The sequence below is a fragment of the Gottfriedia sp. OAE603 genome (assembly GCF_040543965.1).
GTDB lineage: Bacteria > Bacillota > Bacilli > Bacillales > Bacillaceae_G > Gottfriedia > Gottfriedia solisilvae.
In genome coordinates, this window is sequence record NZ_JBEUNN010000001.1 from 1,446,106 (window position 1) to 1,462,968 (window position 16,863).

20 protein-coding genes are annotated in these 16,863 nt (G+C 32.9%); all 20 read left to right on the forward strand.

What is annotated here, in order from left to right:
* The first annotated feature begins 2 nt into the window (after positions 1-2).
* The 20 genes from fliG (at position 3) to ABID96_RS07285 (ending at position 16,844) form a co-directional block, all read left to right on the forward strand.
* Positions 3-1,022 carry a flagellar motor switch protein FliG gene (gene fliG, locus ABID96_RS07190; RefSeq protein ID WP_087998546.1) on the forward strand — a complete coding sequence of 340 codons (1,020 nt, stop codon included), beginning with the start codon at positions 3-5 and terminating at the stop codon, positions 1,020-1,022.
* Complete coding sequence (gene fliH, locus ABID96_RS07195) at positions 1,015-1,794, forward strand: flagellar assembly protein FliH (protein ID WP_192601422.1); 780 nt, start codon at positions 1,015-1,017, stop codon at positions 1,792-1,794. The genes fliG and fliH overlap by 8 nt, the downstream gene beginning before the upstream one ends.
* Positions 1,781-3,100: a flagellar protein export ATPase FliI gene (fliI, locus tag ABID96_RS07200; protein ID WP_192601423.1), complete on the forward strand. Its 1,320-nt coding sequence runs from the start codon at positions 1,781-1,783 to the stop codon at positions 3,098-3,100. The genes fliH and fliI overlap by 14 nt, the downstream gene beginning before the upstream one ends.
* Positions 3,100-3,543: a flagellar export protein FliJ gene (gene fliJ, locus ABID96_RS07205; RefSeq protein ID WP_192601424.1), complete on the forward strand. Its 444-nt coding sequence runs from the start codon at positions 3,100-3,102 to the stop codon at positions 3,541-3,543. The genes fliI and fliJ overlap by 1 nt, the downstream gene beginning before the upstream one ends.
* 9 nt (positions 3,544-3,552) lie before the next feature.
* Positions 3,553-4,161, forward strand: a complete 609-nt coding sequence (locus tag ABID96_RS07210) for a MotE family protein (protein ID WP_192601425.1) — start codon at positions 3,553-3,555, stop codon at positions 4,159-4,161.
* A 29-nt stretch (positions 4,162-4,190) separates the two neighbouring features.
* Positions 4,191-5,498, forward strand: coding sequence for a flagellar hook-length control protein FliK (locus ABID96_RS07215; protein WP_192601426.1), 1,308 nt, complete (start codon positions 4,191-4,193; stop codon positions 5,496-5,498).
* Between the two features lie 3 nt (positions 5,499-5,501).
* Positions 5,502-5,933, forward strand: coding sequence for a flagellar hook assembly protein FlgD (flgD, locus tag ABID96_RS07220; protein ID WP_192601427.1), 432 nt, complete (start codon positions 5,502-5,504; stop codon positions 5,931-5,933).
* 76 nt (positions 5,934-6,009) lie between these two features.
* Positions 6,010-7,248: a flagellar hook protein FlgE gene (locus ABID96_RS07225; RefSeq protein WP_192601428.1), complete on the forward strand. Its 1,239-nt coding sequence runs from the start codon at positions 6,010-6,012 to the stop codon at positions 7,246-7,248.
* A 45-nt stretch (positions 7,249-7,293) separates the two neighbouring features.
* Complete coding sequence (locus tag ABID96_RS07230) at positions 7,294-7,503, forward strand: flagellar FlbD family protein (RefSeq protein ID WP_087998538.1); 210 nt, start codon at positions 7,294-7,296, stop codon at positions 7,501-7,503.
* Between the two features lie 4 nt (positions 7,504-7,507).
* Positions 7,508-7,936 carry a flagellar basal body-associated protein FliL gene (gene fliL, locus ABID96_RS07235; RefSeq protein ID WP_087998537.1) on the forward strand — a complete coding sequence of 143 codons (429 nt, stop codon included), beginning with the start codon at positions 7,508-7,510 and terminating at the stop codon, positions 7,934-7,936.
* A 31-nt stretch (positions 7,937-7,967) separates the two neighbouring features.
* A complete protein-coding gene (fliM, locus tag ABID96_RS07240) occupies positions 7,968-8,963 on the forward strand; it encodes a flagellar motor switch protein FliM (RefSeq protein WP_192601429.1) in 996 nt (331 codons plus the stop codon).
* A complete protein-coding gene (gene fliY, locus ABID96_RS07245) occupies positions 8,953-10,185 on the forward strand; it encodes a flagellar motor switch phosphatase FliY (protein ID WP_192601430.1) in 1,233 nt (410 codons plus the stop codon). The genes fliM and fliY overlap by 11 nt, the downstream gene beginning before the upstream one ends.
* Before the next feature lie 27 nt (positions 10,186-10,212).
* Positions 10,213-10,575, forward strand: a complete 363-nt coding sequence (locus ABID96_RS07250; protein WP_087998534.1) for a chemotaxis protein CheY — start codon at positions 10,213-10,215, stop codon at positions 10,573-10,575.
* A gap of 36 nt (positions 10,576-10,611) precedes the next feature.
* Entirely contained in the window at positions 10,612-11,277 is a 666-nt protein-coding gene (locus ABID96_RS07255) for a flagellar biosynthetic protein FliO (protein ID WP_192601431.1), read from the forward strand.
* Positions 11,270-11,935 carry a flagellar type III secretion system pore protein FliP gene (gene fliP, locus ABID96_RS07260; RefSeq protein ID WP_192601432.1) on the forward strand — a complete coding sequence of 222 codons (666 nt, stop codon included), beginning with the start codon at positions 11,270-11,272 and terminating at the stop codon, positions 11,933-11,935. The genes ABID96_RS07255 and fliP overlap by 8 nt, the downstream gene beginning before the upstream one ends.
* Positions 11,936-11,949: 14 nt before the next feature.
* Positions 11,950-12,219, forward strand: a complete 270-nt coding sequence (gene fliQ / locus ABID96_RS07265; RefSeq protein ID WP_087998531.1) for a flagellar biosynthesis protein FliQ — start codon at positions 11,950-11,952, stop codon at positions 12,217-12,219.
* Between the two features lie 5 nt (positions 12,220-12,224).
* Complete coding sequence (fliR, locus tag ABID96_RS07270; RefSeq protein ID WP_192601433.1) at positions 12,225-13,001, forward strand: flagellar biosynthetic protein FliR; 777 nt, start codon at positions 12,225-12,227, stop codon at positions 12,999-13,001.
* Between the two features lies 1 nt (position 13,002).
* Positions 13,003-14,085 (forward strand): flagellar biosynthesis protein FlhB, encoded by a 1,083-nt coding sequence (gene flhB, locus ABID96_RS07275; RefSeq protein WP_192601434.1) that lies wholly within the window; start codon positions 13,003-13,005, stop codon positions 14,083-14,085.
* A gap of 12 nt (positions 14,086-14,097) precedes the next feature.
* Positions 14,098-16,134: a flagellar biosynthesis protein FlhA gene (gene flhA / locus ABID96_RS07280; RefSeq protein ID WP_192601435.1), complete on the forward strand. Its 2,037-nt coding sequence runs from the start codon at positions 14,098-14,100 to the stop codon at positions 16,132-16,134.
* Positions 16,131-16,844 (forward strand): flagellar biosynthesis protein FlhF, encoded by a 714-nt coding sequence (locus ABID96_RS07285; RefSeq protein ID WP_377896791.1) that lies wholly within the window; start codon positions 16,131-16,133, stop codon positions 16,842-16,844. The genes flhA and ABID96_RS07285 overlap by 4 nt, the downstream gene beginning before the upstream one ends.
* The last annotated feature ends 19 nt before the right edge of the window (positions 16,845-16,863 follow it).

Sequence of the window (16,863 nt, forward strand, 5' to 3'; positions counted from 1 at the left end):
CAATGGCAAAAAAGGATAAATCAACAGAGTTAAGTGGAAAACAAAAGGCTGCTATTCTTCTTATTTCTCTTGGTCCGGATGTATCTGCACAAGTTTACAAGCATTTATCTGAGGAAGAAATTGAAAGATTAACACTTGAAATTTCAGGTGTTCGTAAGGTAGAAGCGAAAGAAAAAGAAGGTATCATAGAAGAATTTCACCAAATCGCATTAGCACAAGAATATATCACACAAGGTGGAATCGGCTATGCAAAAACAATTTTGGAAAAAGCATTAGGTGGAGATCAAGCTCAAACTATCATTAATAGATTGACATCTTCATTACATGTTAAACCATTTGATTTTGCTAGAAAAGCGGATCCATCACAAATATTAAATTTTATTCAAAATGAGCATCCACAAACAATAGCATTAATCTTATCTTATCTTGATTCAATTCAGGCTGGTCAAATCCTTTCTGAATTACCACAAGATATGCAGGCTGATATTGCGAAAAGAATTGCACTTATGGATAGTACATCACCAGAAATCATCAATGAAGTAGAACAGCTCTTAGAAAGAAAACTATCAACAAGTGTGACACAAGATTATACACAAACTGGTGGTATAGAAACAGTAGTTGATGTGTTAAATGGAGTTGACCGAAGTACAGAACGAACGATTCTAGAAGCACTTGAAATACAGGATCCTGAATTGGCAGAAGAAATTAAAAAGAGAATGTTTGTATTTGAAGATATTGTTACACTTGATAATCGTTCAATTCAACGTGTTATTCGTGATGTTGATAATGAAGACCTTATGCTTGCACTTAAAGTTGCAAGTGAAGAAGTTAAAAACGTTATCTTCAAGAATATGTCAAATCGAATGGCAGAAACATTTATGGAAGAAATGGAGTATCTTGGACCAGTTCGTTTACGAGATGTAGAGGAAGCTCAGACTCGTATAGTATCAACTATTCGTCGATTAGAAGAATCAGGCATTATCGTAGTTGCTAGAGGCGGAGGAGAGGATATCATTGTCTAATTTAATAAAAAGACAGCAATTGCAAAATGAATCTACTCCTGTAAAAACTATCGGTATCCAAAGAGTATTTCAGCAAACAGAGGGTTTGTTAGAGTATGAAAATGATAACGAGCAACTTCTCAATATTAAAGAAGAACTTGAAGCATATCAAAAAAAATTAGAACTTGTTAAACAAGAAATTGAGATCCAAAAAAGAGATGCTCAATTAGAAATTGATCAAATGAAGCAACTTTGGTTTGAAGAAAAGAACAACTTGATTCAATTAGCAAAAGAAGAAGGTATTGCTCTGGGGAAAGAGGAAGGCCGACAAATTGCTATTTATGAATATGAGAGTTTATTAAATGAAGCGAAAGAAGTAGTAGAATCTTCTAAAGTTGATTATCTAAACAGAATTGAAGAAAGTGAAGATGCGATTTTAAAGCTTGGTTTAGCTGTTTCAGAACATATTTTATTACTTGAAATTGATCAAAATCAGGAGCATCTATTACCAATCGTCAAGAAGGTTTTACATGAAATCAGAGAAGAGAAGGATATTCGATTAACAATTCATCCTTCTCAATATGATTTATTAGTGAGTCAACGAATTGAATTAGAAAAAATATTACTAAATGAATCAAAGTTATATATTTATCCAGATGAAACATTATCAATGGGTAGTTGTGTAATTGATTCTTCTTTTGGAAGAATTGATGCGAGTGTAGATGTTCAATTAAGTGAAATTTCAAGGAAACTTTTAGAACTAAGTCAGGAGGAAGTAGATGCAACTAACTAGAGTGATCCAACAGCTTCCTTCAATTGACTCTTATAGAAGATACGGTAAGGTGCTAAGAGTAATAGGATTGATGATTGAATCAAAAGGTCCGAAAGCCTCAATTGGCGACTTATGTTACATCTTTCTTGATAAAAATCAAAAGAAGAAAGTATTTGCAGAAGTTGTTGGATTCAATGATGAAAATGTCTTACTTATGCCATATACAAATGTACATGATATTTCACCTGGTTGTATTGTTGAAACTACAGGAAAGTCACTACAAGTTAAAGTTGGTAATTCATTAATTGGACAAGTTGTTAATGCATTAGGAGAACCGCTAGATGGTTCAAGCTTACCAAAAGGCTTAAGGCCAGTAGCAACCGAAAACGATCCTCCAAATCCGATGAAAAGACCGCCAATTTCGGAACAAGTTGAAGTTGGTGTGAAAGTAATCGATAGTATGCTGAGTGTTGGAAGTGGTCAAAGAATCGGTATTTTCGCAGGTAGTGGTGTTGGTAAGAGTACTTTAATGGGGATGATTGCTAGAAATGCGACTGCAGATCTAAACGTCATCGCACTAATTGGAGAACGTGGTAGAGAGGTTCGAGAATTTATCGAAAGAGATTTAGGCCCTGAAGGTTTAGCAAAATCAATCGTTGTTGTAGCTACTTCTGATCAACCAGCTTTAATGCGGCTAAAGGGAGCATTTACGGCAACAGCAATCGCTGAATATTTTCGAGACCGTGGCCTAAATGTCATGTTTATGATGGATAGTGTTACGCGTGTAGCTATGGCTCAACGAGAAATTGGTTTAGCAACTGGAGAACCGCCAACAACTAAAGGATATACACCTTCTGTATTTGCGATATTACCTAAATTACTTGAAAGAACAGGTACAAGTGAACATGGAACAATAAGTGCATTCTACACTGTACTAGTTGATGGAGATGATTTAAATGAACCGATTTCAGATACAGTCCGCGGTATATTAGACGGCCATATCGTATTAGATCGTGAATTAGCTAATAAAGGTCAATTTCCAGCAATCAATGTTCTTAAAAGTGTAAGTAGGGTAATGCCAGCAGTCGTTTCGAGTGAAAATATGAAGCTAGCTGATAGAGTTCGAACTTTATTAGCAAATTATTTAAATTCAGAGGATTTAATCAATATCGGTGCATATAAGCGAGGGACAAGTTTAGAAATCGATGAAGCAATATATTATTATCCAAAACTTGTTGATTTTTTTAAACAATCTGTACATGAAAATTATTCAGCTGAAGAAACCGTAGAACTGTTAAATTCAATTGTTAGTAAGGGTGATCAATAATGGCTATTCCATTTCGATTTGAAAAAATATTAACAATTAAACAAAAAGAAAAAGAACATGTTCAAATGAGCTATGAAGTTGCTGTTAAATCGTTTGAGAAAGAAGCCACTAAATTATATGAGTTACTAAGAAAAAAAGAAATGTTTGATGAACACACAGAACAAGAATTAAATTCAGGGCTTTCAATCATCGGAATAAAACAACAACAACTTTTTAGAAACGCATTAGAAAGAGACATATCAAAAGCTCAAATTGATGTAATGCAAACTAGAAATATTATGCTTACAAAACAAGAAGAATTACTCGATCAAAATGTAGAAGTGAAGAAATTTGAAAAGATGAAGGAAAAAGCATTTAAACTTCAATATGCAAATTTACTTAATTTAGAGTCTAAACTGATGGATGACCTATCTCTTCAACAATTTGTAAATCGAAACTTATAGGTGATGAATATGCAGATTGAGACGAATGAAAAAGAATACAGCGCTTTTCAATATTTTATTTTTGTCTTTTTGATTCCAATACTTTTTACTGTCACAATTGCAGCGATTATATTACATGTTGCTGGTGTAAATGTATCTAAAGAGGCAAGGAAGATTGCTTCACATATCCCTATTATTGAATCATATGTAAAAAGTGTGTCTCCCTTATCAGAAGATGAGAAAATCAAAAATAATCTTGCAAAGCTTATAGAAACAAATAAAAAAGCTGAAGAAGAGTTAAAAACATTGAAAAGTCAGTCGAAAGAAAAAGATCAACATATTAACAGTTTACGAATTGAAGCTGAAAAGTTAAGACAACAGATCAAAGATTTAGAAGAAAGAAATACAGCATCCATCGATTCAGAGGAAGAGAAAAAGGCATTATCCAAAAAACTATTTACAAGTTATGAGGAAATGTCTGAAAAACAAGCCGCCCAAATTTTACAGTCAGTAACAGATGATGAAGCATTTTATATTCTTTCAAACCTTAAAAACGAAGCTGTAACAGAAATTTTAGCAAACATGGATGTAAAAAAAGCTGCTAAGTTTACGTCCATGATGACAGCTAGTTCCAGATAAAAAACAGAAGGTGGGGGGAGGTGAACAGTATGAATGGGATTGAAAAAAATCAATTATTCAATAGGGTGCAGCCGTTGAAATCAAAATCTTCATATTTTCAGAAGAATAATAAATCTTTTGATAAAGTTATGAAGGATTCACAATCTCTTCAAACGGTTCAACCGAATGAAAATAATCGTAAACTAGTAAAAGATATCGAAGAAAATTCTGATATAAAAAAACTAGAAAAGCTTATTGAAGATACACTTGAAAAAATAGAAGATAGTAGTGATTCTGATAAAGAAACTTTGAATGGTATGGTTGATTTATTAACACTATTACAGTCAATGATTCAAAAACATCTTGAATCATCTATACAAGATCCATCAAATAGTAATAATTCTAATGATACGACTTTTAATTTATCAGACGGGATTTTGTTAACAGACTCAAAAAGTTTTATGAATGCCATTCTATCTACTACGGACAGTAAAAAATCAACAGAATTAAACGATTTAAATGGTATTTCAACGATTTTATCTAGTATTCTTTCAAAGTTAATTGAAACGATTCATTCAGAAGCTAAACTAAGTGATCATCTTCAAAATTCAAACATTGAGGTTTCTCAAAGTGAATTAAAGAAATTGATGGCGGGGTTAGGAGCTTTTTTAGAAGATAATGGCTTGGATACTGATCAAATCAAGATTTTTTCTGATAGCATCGTGAAAATGATATCGAATTCAAAAGTAGTGGATTCAAGAGCTAATTTAGAAAAACAAGCAATTTCTCATACAGCAGAAGTTGAAATAGATTCTGTCTCAGTGACAAAAATAAGTACTTCCGAGACCGATAATCAAAATTTCTCATCTTCAAATCAATCATTTTTTGGTGAAAATGTTAAACAGTTTGCTTTATTCATAGGAAAAACAACAAATAAAGCTGAGGCCAATCAATTTGTAAGAGATTTTCAAAATATCATTCAGAAAAGTAATTTTACAAATGAAAATGGTCAACAAAAAATATTTATAAAACTGTTCCCAGAACAGCTTGGTCGTATTTCGATTGAATTAGTTAAAAACGAACATGGAATGACTGCAACAATTATTGCATCAACTGCGAAAGCGAAAGAATTATTACAGTCAAACATGGATGGTTTAAAGCAAGCGCTTCAGATGAACAATTTGCAAGTAGAAAAGATTGACCTTTATCAATCATTGCAAACTGATAATGCATCTTACTTGAATCGTGAACGCGATCAAAAGCAACAAAATCAACAACAAAAACAATCAAACCAACCTGAGAAAGAAGAAGAAGTTGGTTCTTCATTCTTAGACGAGTTCTTGAAAGTGAGTCTATAGCCCATGAGCACAATTTTAGATGCATTAAATGCTATTAATTCAACGGATTCGAAAACAAGCAAAAAGTCTGGCAGTGAACTAGGAAAAGATGATTTTCTTAAATTATTAATGGCACAGATGAAAAACCAGGATCCATTAAATCCAATGCAAGATAAAGACTACATTGCGCAACTAGCAACTTTTTCTTCACTAGAACAAATGACGAACATGAATACATCCTTGAATAACTTTTTATCAAATATGTCAACAAACTTACTTCAGTTCAGTGAATTAATCGGTAAGAAAGTATCCTATATTGTAATTTCGGAGGATGGAAAAACAACGAAAGTAGAAGAAGGTATCGTTAAATCCGTAGAACGAAATAAAGATGGTTTCTTAGTCCAATTAACAAATGGCAAATCAACTTATACAGAATATATTTCGAAAATTAGTTAAAATACTGTAAGTGAACCAACGAAATAAATGAAACATTTCATAGTATGAAAGTTACTTAGTTTAGGGGGAAAAATTAATGCTTCGTTCAATGTACTCAGGAATTGGTGGAATGAAAAACTTCCAAACAAAATTAGATGTAATTGGTAATAACATCGCGAACGTAAATACTTATGGATTTAAAAAAGGACGAGTAACATTTAAGGATATTGCGAGTCAAACAATGTCTGGTGCAAGTAGCGCACAAAATAATCGCGGTGGTACAAATGCGAAACAAATCGGACTAGGTGCTGCTGTAGCATCTATTGATACGATTATGACAAATTCAAGTCTTCAAACGACTGGTAGATTACTAGACTTAGGTGTAGATGGTGACGGTTTCTTCGTTGTTAAGAATGGAAACCAACAATATTATTCACGTGCTGGTAACTTTGATATAGATAGTGTTGGGAATCTAGTAAATTCAGATGGTTTGAAAGTACAGGGATATGCAATGAATCCAACGACAGGATTACCTAATACAAGTAAATTAGTTGATTTATCTATTGATAAAAATGCAACTATTTTACCACAAGCTACTACATTTGCAAAATATGCTGGTAATCTTGATAGTAATGCCGCAAACGGAACATCGTATTCAATGGATATGACAGTTAGAAATTCACTAGGTAATGAAATTCCAGTTACAGTAGTATTTACGAAACAAAATGCTACAGATTGGAATGTAGATTTAAATACCACTGCAGCAGGATATGCAGTTACTGACGCAGCACCTTTATTTACTGTAAGATTTGATGCGACAGGTAAAGCTGTTCCAGTTGGAAATGCAGGTAACTATACAATTACATCTCCTGCACCTGCAAGTCCTATTACATTAAATAATGCAGCACTTGATTTTTCTGGATTAACTCAAACTGCAGCAGCATCTTCTGTATCAGTAAAAGAAAAAGATGGATCAGCTGGTGGGTCATTAACAAGTTTTACATTTGGTCAGTCAGGTGAAATTACGGGTGTTTTCTCTAATGGACAAGTAAAAACGCTTGGTCAAATTGCTTTGGCAACTTTCTCGAATCCAGGTGGATTACTTAAAGCAGGTGGAAATACATTCCAAGAAAGTAATAACTCCGGTATTCCAAATGTTTCAACTCCAGGTAATTCACGTGGGGTAGTACAAGCAGGTACATTAGAAATGTCTAATGTTGATTTATCAGAAGAATTCACTGATATGATTGTTGCACAACGTGGATTCCAAGCGAACTCTAGAATTATTACGACTTCAGACCAAATCTTAGAAGAGCTTGTAAACTTAAAACGTTAAGGTAGGTGAAAGAGGATTATGCTAAAACCTAATCCTCTACTAAAAATGATTAGCTTAACAAAATTAAACGGAAATAAATTTACATTAAATGCAATTTATATCGAGGAAATACAATCCTTCCCTGATACGACAATTACTTTAACGAATGGTCATAAATTCTTTGTAAAAGAACCAGAAGCTGAAGTAATCAAATTAGTAACTGCATTTTACCAAACAATTAATTTATTAGGTACTGATAAAAAAATGGAGGCGTAGTCCATTGTTTAAAAATAAGTTAGTAAATATTATGATCGTGCTTCTGTTAGCGATTACGCTTATTGGAACAGTTACTGTCATTATTATTAATAAAGTAAATGTAAAACCTGCTAGTGGAGAACCAACAATTGATGAAATTATTAAAACTTCAGTTGATGTTCCAGAAATCACAACGAACTTAAAAAATGGTGATTATATAAAAATCTCTTATAAAATTCAAACTTCAAGTGATGATGCAAAAGCTGAACTTGAAAAAAGAGATTTTCAAGTAAAAAACTTAATTATTCAACAACTGGCACAAATGCAAAGTGACCAATTGAAGGAAAAAGATAGTATTTCAAAGTTAGAAAATACGTTAAAAGAAAAATTAAACGGTATAATGCAGGATGGAAAAGTTGAAAAAGTATACACCACCTCATTCATCCTACAATAGTCGATCTTACATGTAAGAGGAGGTGAATTGCTTGTCAGGAGAGGTTTTATCACAAAATGAAATAGATGCGCTTCTTTCAGCTATTTCAACAGGTGAAATGGACGCCGAAGAACTGAAAAAGGAAGAAAGTGAACGAAAAGTTAAAGTGTATGATTTTAAACGTGCACTTCGATTTTCGAAAGATCATATCCGTAGTTTAACAAGAATTCACGAAAATTTTGCCAGGTTGTTAACAACTTATTTCTCAGCCCAATTAAGGACTTATGTACAAATAAGTGTTGCATCAACTGATCAAATTCCATACGAGGAATTTATTCGCTCGATTCCTAAAATGACGATTTTAAATGTGTTTGAAGTACCTCCTTTAGATGGAAGAATTATTTTTGAAATCAATCCTCATATTGCGTATGCAATGCTTGATCGAGTTCTAGGTGGTCAGGGCAATAGTATTAATAAAGTTGAGAACTTAACTGAAATTGAAACAAAAATCATGACTCAATTATTTGAAAGAGCTGTTGAAAATCTGCGTGATGCTTGGAGTACGATTGCAGATATTGACACAGTATTAACAGATTTTGAAGTAAATCCTCAGTTTTTACAAACTGTTTCACCAAATGAAACAGTAGTTGTAATCTCATTTAATACTGTAATTGGTGATACGACCGGGATGATTAATATTTGTATTCCTCATGTAGTGCTTGAACCAATGATTCCAAAGTTATCTGTAAGATATTGGATGCAACCAAATACAAAGCCTAAAAATGTTGAGGAATCAGAGTTTATTAACAAACGAATTAATAAAACGAAATTGGAAATTACGGCAGAACTAGGCAAAACAACAATTTCCATTAATGACTTATTGAATATGGATATAGGTGATGTAATCGTATTAGATAAAGATACGAATAAAGCCTTAAATATAAAAATAGGTGAAAGTTATAAATTTACTGCCCAACCTGGTGTCGTAGGTAAAAAAGTTGCAGTTCAAATATTAGATGAGTTGAAAGGGGGAGGAAATGATGAGTGATAAAATCCTATCTCAAGAAGAAATCGAACTACTATTAAATGGTGGTTCTTTAGGAGAAGAGCCAACCGAAACAAATAATCAAGATGAAGTACCCCCTTTAGAGGATTTACTGTCCTCAATTGAAATGGATACATTGGGAGAAATAGGAAATATTTCATTCGGTAGTTCTGCTACGGCTCTATCAACATTATTAAATCAAAAAGTAGAAATTACGACTCCTAGTTTATCTGTTTTACATCGTCAGCATTTAGAAAAAGAGTTTCAATCTCCGTACGTTGCAGTTCAAGTAGGTTACACAATTGGGTTTGTTGGGGCAAACTTATTTGTAATTGATACGAGAGATGCTGCAATTATAGCTAACCTAATGCTTGGTGGAGATGGAATCGTAGAAGAAGTTGAATTAGATGATATTCATTTAAGTGCAGTACAAGAAGCTATGAATCAAATGATGGGATCAGCAGCTACATCAATGAGTACGATTTTCAAGAAAAAGGTAGATATCTCACCACCAACAATTGGATTAATCGATTTCCAAGTTGGAGAAGGAACAAATAGAGTTCCTCAAGATGAGTACTTAATTAAAGTTTCATTTAGATTAAAGGTAGGAGAATTAATTGATTCAACGATTATGCAGCTTTTACCATATGATTTCGGAAAAGAGCTAGTTGATGAACTGTTTAAGCTGAATTCACCTGCTGAAACTCCTGCGGAAGTGCCAACACAGCTGCAAGCTCAACAGCAACAACAAGCATCACAACAGCAACAACAAGTGCAACAAACGTCGCATGCATATCAAGAGCCAATAAACAATGGAATGGCTCAACAAGTGTCATATAATAACCCTATAAATTCAAATTCTTTTGGAAATCAGATGATTGGAGCATCACACCCTGTAAGTAACCAATCTGTTCAACCAGCTGCTTTTTCACAATTACAACCAGTTTCAATTACTGAAAATGAAGCTAGAAATTTAAATATGTTATTCGATATTCCATTGAATGTAACTGTTGAATTAGGAAGAACAAAGCGTTCAGTTAAAGAAATTCTAGAATTAACAACTGGTTCAATTTTAGAGTTGGACAAGCTTGCAGGCGAACCTGTTGAAATTCTAATTAACAGTAAGTTAATTGCAAAAGGTGAAGTAGTTGTTATTGATGAGAATTTTGGGGTTCGTGTTACCGATATTGTAAGTAAGAGTGATCGATTAAATAATTTAAAATAATTTAAATATATTTTGGAGGAATTTGAAATGGCAAATAATATTCTTATAGTTGATGACGCAGCATTTATGCGAATGATGATTAAAGACATCTTAGTAAAAAATGGTTTTAATGTAGTAGCTGAAGCTGCTGACGGAGCTCAAGCTGTTGAAAAATATAAAGAGCATCAACCTGACCTTGTAACAATGGATATTACTATGCCAGAAATGGATGGAATTGCAGCTTTAAAAGAAATTAAGAAAATTAATCCTAATGCAAAAGTAATTATGTGTTCTGCAATGGGACAACAAGCTATGGTAATTGACGCAATTCAAGCTGGAGCAAGAGACTTTATTGTTAAGCCATTCCAAGCTGATCGTGTAATTGAAGCTATTTCTAAAACTTTAGCTTAAAATCTAGCAATGAATTTGAAAAGAAGGTGACAACGAATGAAGAAGCTACTTTTTTTAACGTTGTTGTCATTGATGGTGATTGTTGCGCCGTTTAAGTCCACAGTTGGCTTTGCGGCGCAATCTAACCCTTCTATACAAGATTGTATAGATAACCCAAAGTTATGTGATGACAATACAAAAAAGCAGACTAGTCAAGACATCTCAGAAGTAAAGTCTACCAAACTAACATTTTTTGACTATGTGAAAATGATCATTTCTTTTGGAATTGTCATTGGACTATTATATTTAGTACTTTACTGGATAAAACGAAATGGAAATTCTTTCTCAAAAAATAATGTAATCAATTCTCTTGGTGGAACATCGGTTGGATCTAATAAATCCGTTCAAATATTAAAAATTGGAAACTCATTATATGTAGTTGGTGTAGGTGAGGATATTACTTTACTAAAAGAGATCAGTGATGAAGAAGAAATACAATCGATTGAAGAATTAAGAGAGCAAAAAACGCAAGCTGAGGTAAAGGTAACAAAGTGGTTTGAAAATGTAATCAAACAAGATTATCGAAAAATAGATTCAACAAAGATAGATTCAACAAAAGAATCGTTTAAAAATTTATTCAATCAACAAATGCAGTCTTTAAAAGGTAAGAAAAATTCAATCCTTACTAGAATTGATGAGAAAGGGATCGACAACAATGAATGATGTAGTTCAATACTTTAATTCTAGTAATCCAGAAACGGTTACAACATCTGTGAAACTATTATTATTATTAACGGTATTATCTATTGCACCGGGAATAATCATTCTTACTACATGCTTTACAAGAATCATCATTGTTCTATCATTTGTTAGAACATCAATTGGTACGCAAGGTGTACCACCAAACCAAGTTTTACTAGGATTAGCAATGTTTTTAACATTTTTTATTATGGCTCCAACATTTCAAGAAGTAAATAAACAAGCTTTAACACCACTTTTTGATAATAAAATAACGTTGGAACAAGCATATGATCGCGCTTCAGTTCCGGTAAAAGAATACATGAGTAAGCATACGCGACAAAAGGATCTAGAGTTATTTATGGGTTATACAGGCATGAAAAAGCCTAAAAGTATTAAAGACATTCCGTTAACTACATTAGTACCAGCATATGCAATTAGTGAATTAAAATCTGCTTTTCAAATGGGATTTATGATTTTTATTCCGTTTTTAGTGATAGATATGGTTGTAGCAAGTGTATTAATGTCAATGGGGATGATGATGTTACCACCTATTATGATTTCACTACCGTTCAAAATCTTATTATTTATTATGGTAGATGGATGGTATTTAATTGTTAAATCATTGCTCGAAAGCTTCTAGAGGTGAACTGAAAAATGAGTCAAGAATTCGTTATAACAATTGCTCAAAAGGCAATTTATACATTATTTATTGTAAGTGGTCCATTACTAATTATTGCTTTAGTAATTGGTTTGATTGTCAGTATTTTTCAAGCAACAACCCAAATTCAAGAGCAAACACTAGCATTTATTCCAAAAATAGTTGCTATATTAGTCGCGCTGATTTTCTTTGGACCTTGGATGTTGACTAAATTAGTAGAATTTACATTTCAAATTTTTAGTAATTTGAATAACTTCGTAGGTTAATAAAAATGGAGACTTTATATCAAAGCATACCTGCATTTCTATTAATTTTTGTTAGGATCTCAAGTTTTTTTGTCTCAGTTCCGATTTTTTCGAACAGATCTATACCGACAAGTCATAAAGTAGGGTTTTCCTTTTTTACAAGCTATATTGCATTTTTTCTTGTCGACCAACAACCACTACTTAATATTGATAATTATCTATTTTTATTGATGAAAGAAGCAGTAATCGGTTTAGCGCTCGGATTGATTGCATTTATTGTTATGTCAGCAATACAAATCGCTGGAGGATTAATCGATTTTCAAGTCGGATTTTCGATGGCTAGTGTATTTGATCCTCAAACGGGTATGCAAAATCCAATTACAGCTCAATTTTTAAATGCAATTACGATCCTATTTTTATTATCGGTAAACGCACACCATCTTTTACTACAAGGGATCATAAACAGCTTCAAAATTATTCCTGTAAATTCGACAGGATTACCCATTGGTCATGAGGAATTTGTGCTTGAAGTTGTAAAAATCTTTATTTCAATGTTTGTGATTGCATTTCAAATGGCACTACCAATTGTCACATCATTATTTTTAGTAGATATTGCATTAGGTATATTAACGAGAATTGTTCCACAATTGAATATTTTTGTTGTTGGCCTTCCACTTAAAGTGATTATTGCTTTTATCTTATTAATCATCGGATTACCAACAATGATGATATTAGTTCAGCATTTATTTGAATTAGTTGTACAATCAACAAATTCCCTCATCCAGCTAATTGGAGGAATTTAAAATGGCGCAAATTAAACTTAATTTACAACTTTTTTCTGGGGAAAAAACTGAGAAAGCAACCCCCAAAAAGAGGGAAGAAACGAAGAAAAAAGGGCAGGTAGCTAAAAGCGTAGAGATTAATACAGCTGTGATTTTACTTTCCATGTTTCTCTTTTTACTATTTGGTCGACAGTTTCTTTTTGACCAATTTGAGCATGTGATGAAGGACTATCTGGAACATAATTTATTAAAAGATATTTCTAATCAAAATGCTAGTTCAGTGCTATCTAAAATTTACATGCAAATTTTAATTTTAATTGGTCCTTTTTTAGGAGTTGCTTTTATTGCTGCTATCGTAGCTAATATATCTCAAGTTGGTTTTATGTTTTCGACTGAGTCAATTGCTGTAAAGTTTGATCGCTTGAATCCAATACAAGGATTTAAAAAAATATATTCATTAAGAGCAATCGTCGAATTAGTAAAATCATTATTAAAAATTTCAATTGTTGGCGCAGCAACATTTTATATCATCTGGCAAAGTAAACAGGAGTTATTAAATTTACCCTTTATTAGTATTAGGGAAGTTGCAGAAACGATTTACAATTTAGTCGTCAAAAGTGGAATATTTGCTTCTGCTTCCTTATTTATTTTGGGTGTACTTGATTTATTTTATCAACGTTTTGATTTCGAGAAAAATATTAGAATGTCAAAGCAAGATATTAAAGATGAGTATAAAAAATCCGAAGGGGATCCACTGATTAAATCAAAAATTAAACAAAAGCAAAGGGAAATAGCGATGCGTCGAATGATGCAGGAAATTCCAAATGCAGATGTAATCATTACAAATCCTACGCATTATGCAGTTGCGCTTAAATACGATGAGGAAAAAAGAGATGCTCCATTTGTCATAGCAAAAGGAGTCGATTTCCTAGCATTAAAAATTAGAGAGATTGCAAAAGCACATGATATTGTAACGATTGAAAATCGTCCCCTTGCTCGAGCGTTATATGCACAAACGGACATTGGAGATGAAGTACCAGAAGAGTTTTTTAAAGCAGTTGCCGAAATATTGGCATATGTTTATAAGTTGAAAAGAAAGATTTAAGGGGAGAAACTAATGTCAGCAAAGAACTTAACAGTGCTTATCAGTGTAATATTTATCGTTGTCATGTTAGTTATTCCTTTACCAACATGGTTAATTAGTTTGCTAATCATGCTAAATATGTCAATAGCACTTGTTGTTTTATTACTTTCAATGAATGTAAAAGAATCACTTGAATTTTCTGTGTTTCCATCACTGTTATTAATCTTAACTTTGTTTAGAATTGGCTTGAACGTATCTACAACAAGGGCAATCCTGACAACAGGACATGGTGGTAATGTTGTAGAAACGTTCGGGAATTTCGTTACAAGTGGAAATGCGATTGTCGGTTTTGTCGTGTTCTTAATCTTAATTATTATTCAGTTTATCGTTATCACGAAAGGTTCTGAACGTGTATCTGAGGTAGCAGCAAGATTTACACTTGATGCGATGCCAGGTAAACAGATGAGTATTGATGCTGATTTAAATGCAGGCATGATAACTGAAGTACAAGCAAGAGAGAGAAGAACAAAAGTATCTAGAGAAGCAGACTTTTATGGATCGATGGATGGAGCAAGTAAATTCGTAAAAGGTGATGCGATTGCAACAATTATCATTGTTATCATAAATATTGCCGTAGGGATGATTATAGGTGTCATTCAATTGGACTTAAGCTTTGCTGAAGCAGCAAAACAATTCACGACATTAACTGTTGGTGATGGGATTGTAAGTCAGATTCCTGCGCTATTAATTTCAACTGCAACAGGTATTATGGTTACACGTTCTGGGTCTGAAGACAATTTATCTACTGACCTTACAAGTCAATTATTAGCATATCCAACATTATTATATATTTCAGCAGGTTCTATTACATTATTAGGTTTAGTAACACCGTTAAATGATATCGTTACACTTCCAATTGGTGCACTACTAGCGTTTGGTGCTTATATATTATCTAGAAAACCAGTTGTCGATGAAACTGTAATAGAAGAACAACAAGAAGAAATTGTCACGAATGATCTAAAAGCACCTGAAAGTGTTGTTAAATTACTACAGGTTGATCCAATAGAGTTTGAATTCGGTTATGGATTAATTCCATTAGCTGATACGAATCAAGGAGGAGACCTTTTAGATCGAATTGTAATGATTAGAAGACAATTAGCAATCGAACTAGGATTAGTCATCCCAGTCGTTCGTATAAGGGATAATATACAACTTCAACCAAATGAATACGTCTTAAAGATTAAAGGGAATGAAGTTGCACATGGTGAGTTATTACTAGATCATTATCTAGCACTAAACCCTGGATATGACGAACCTTCAATTGTAGGTATTGATACATTTGAACCATCGTTTGGATTACCAGCAAAATGGATTTCAGAAGAAATGAGAGAAAGAGCGGAAATGTTTAACTATACAGTTGTAGATCCGCCTTCAGTTGTATCAACTCATATTACAGAAATCATTAAGAGTTACGCGCATGAATTATTAGGTAGACAAGAAACGAAAAATTTAATAGATCATTTAAAAGAAAACTATTCTATTTTAGTAGATGAAGTAACACCAAATCCACTAGCAATTGGAGATATTCAAAAAGTTTTAGGCAAACTATTAAAAGAAAAAGTTTCCATTAGAAATCTACCAGTAATTTTTGAGGCTTTAGCTGATTATGGTAGATACACAACTGATCCCGAAGTGTTAACAGAGTATGTGAGACAAGCACTAGCTAGACAAATTACAAGTCAATTCAGTCAATCTAATGAGTCTTTAAAAGTAATTACTTTATCGGGTAAGGTTGAAAAAATTATTGCCGATTCTATTACTCAATCAGAGCATGGCTCATATTTATCAATTGATCCAGATACTTCAGGGGAATTCATCAAGGCCGTAAATAAAGAAGTTGAAGAAATGTCAATTGCACAGCAACAACCAATTTTATTATGTTCTCCTGCAATAAGAATGTATGTAAAACAGTTGGTGGAAAGATATATGCCGACACTTCCAGTCCTTTCATATAATGAATTGGATGCAGATCTTGAAGTTCAAAGCGTAGGAGTTGTGAGAGTAGGATGAGAGTAAAAAAAATTATTGCACCCACTATGGCAGAAGCAATGAAAAAGGTAACTGAAGAACTTGGTCATGATGCTGTTATTCTAAATTCAAGAGTCATTCAAGAAGGTGGCGTATTTGGTTTCTTTGCTAAAAAGAAAATAGAGTTAATAGCTGCTTTGGATCAAAATCAAGCAGTTCGGGAAACGACAACTCAAAAAGAGCAAGCAAAAACAGTTTCATTTCAAAGTCAAATAGATGATCTTGTTCCATTAATAAAAGAAGACGAAATCGTTATACCAAAAAAGCAAAAAACAAAAGAAGATTTGGAGCATGAAAATCTTCTGAATGAAATGAAACAACTGAAATCAATGATCACAAAAATGAGCAATGAACAATCTGGGGAAGAGTCGCTCCATCCATTAGTAGAGGAACTAAAAAACAAATTATTGGATCAAGACATTCTAGAAGAACTGACTGAAGAATTCATTTTAGAAATCAAACCTAGAATGGCGCTTTTATCAAATCAAGTTTCAAAAGAGCAAATTAATGAATGGTTAAAGTCATCGATCATGACGAAAATGCAGCATATAGAATTTGGTCATAAACATGATGATATTAGATATGTGAATGTAGTAGGACCCACTGGAGTTGGTAAAACAACGACACTTGCTAAAATCGCAGCTGAAGCAGTATTAAAATATCGAAAAAAAAGTTGCTTTTATTACGACTGACACATATAGAATTGCTGCC

Bases quoted from the DNA above. Each gene is read 5' to 3' on its own strand.
- fliG (WP_087998546.1), top strand. From the start codon at position 3: ATGGCAAAAAAGGATAAATCAACAGAGTTAAGTGGAAAACAAAAGGCT.
- fliI (WP_192601423.1), top strand. From the start codon at position 1,781: ATGCAACTAACTAGAGTGATCCAACAGCTTCCTTCAATTGACTCTTAT.
- fliJ (WP_192601424.1), top strand. From the start codon at position 3,100: ATGGCTATTCCATTTCGATTTGAAAAAATATTAACAATTAAACAAAAA.
- ABID96_RS07210 (WP_192601425.1), top strand. From the start codon at position 3,553: ATGCAGATTGAGACGAATGAAAAAGAATACAGCGCTTTTCAATATTTT.
- ABID96_RS07215 (WP_192601426.1), top strand. From the start codon at position 4,191: ATGAATGGGATTGAAAAAAATCAATTATTCAATAGGGTGCAGCCGTTG.
- flgD (WP_192601427.1), top strand. From the start codon at position 5,502: ATGAGCACAATTTTAGATGCATTAAATGCTATTAATTCAACGGATTCG.
- ABID96_RS07225 (WP_192601428.1), top strand. From the start codon at position 6,010: ATGCTTCGTTCAATGTACTCAGGAATTGGTGGAATGAAAAACTTCCAA.
- ABID96_RS07230 (WP_087998538.1), top strand. From the start codon at position 7,294: ATGATTAGCTTAACAAAATTAAACGGAAATAAATTTACATTAAATGCA.
- fliY (WP_192601430.1), top strand. From the start codon at position 8,953: ATGATGAGTGATAAAATCCTATCTCAAGAAGAAATCGAACTACTATTA.
- ABID96_RS07250 (WP_087998534.1), top strand. From the start codon at position 10,213: ATGGCAAATAATATTCTTATAGTTGATGACGCAGCATTTATGCGAATG.
- ABID96_RS07255 (WP_192601431.1), top strand. From the start codon at position 10,612: ATGAAGAAGCTACTTTTTTTAACGTTGTTGTCATTGATGGTGATTGTT.
- fliP (WP_192601432.1), top strand. From the start codon at position 11,270: ATGAATGATGTAGTTCAATACTTTAATTCTAGTAATCCAGAAACGGTT.
- fliQ (WP_087998531.1), top strand. From the start codon at position 11,950: ATGAGTCAAGAATTCGTTATAACAATTGCTCAAAAGGCAATTTATACA.
- fliR (WP_192601433.1), top strand. From the start codon at position 12,225: ATGGAGACTTTATATCAAAGCATACCTGCATTTCTATTAATTTTTGTT.
- flhB (WP_192601434.1), top strand. From the start codon at position 13,003: ATGGCGCAAATTAAACTTAATTTACAACTTTTTTCTGGGGAAAAAACT.
- flhA (WP_192601435.1), top strand. From the start codon at position 14,098: ATGTCAGCAAAGAACTTAACAGTGCTTATCAGTGTAATATTTATCGTT.
- ABID96_RS07285 (WP_377896791.1), top strand. From the start codon at position 16,131: ATGAGAGTAAAAAAAATTATTGCACCCACTATGGCAGAAGCAATGAAA.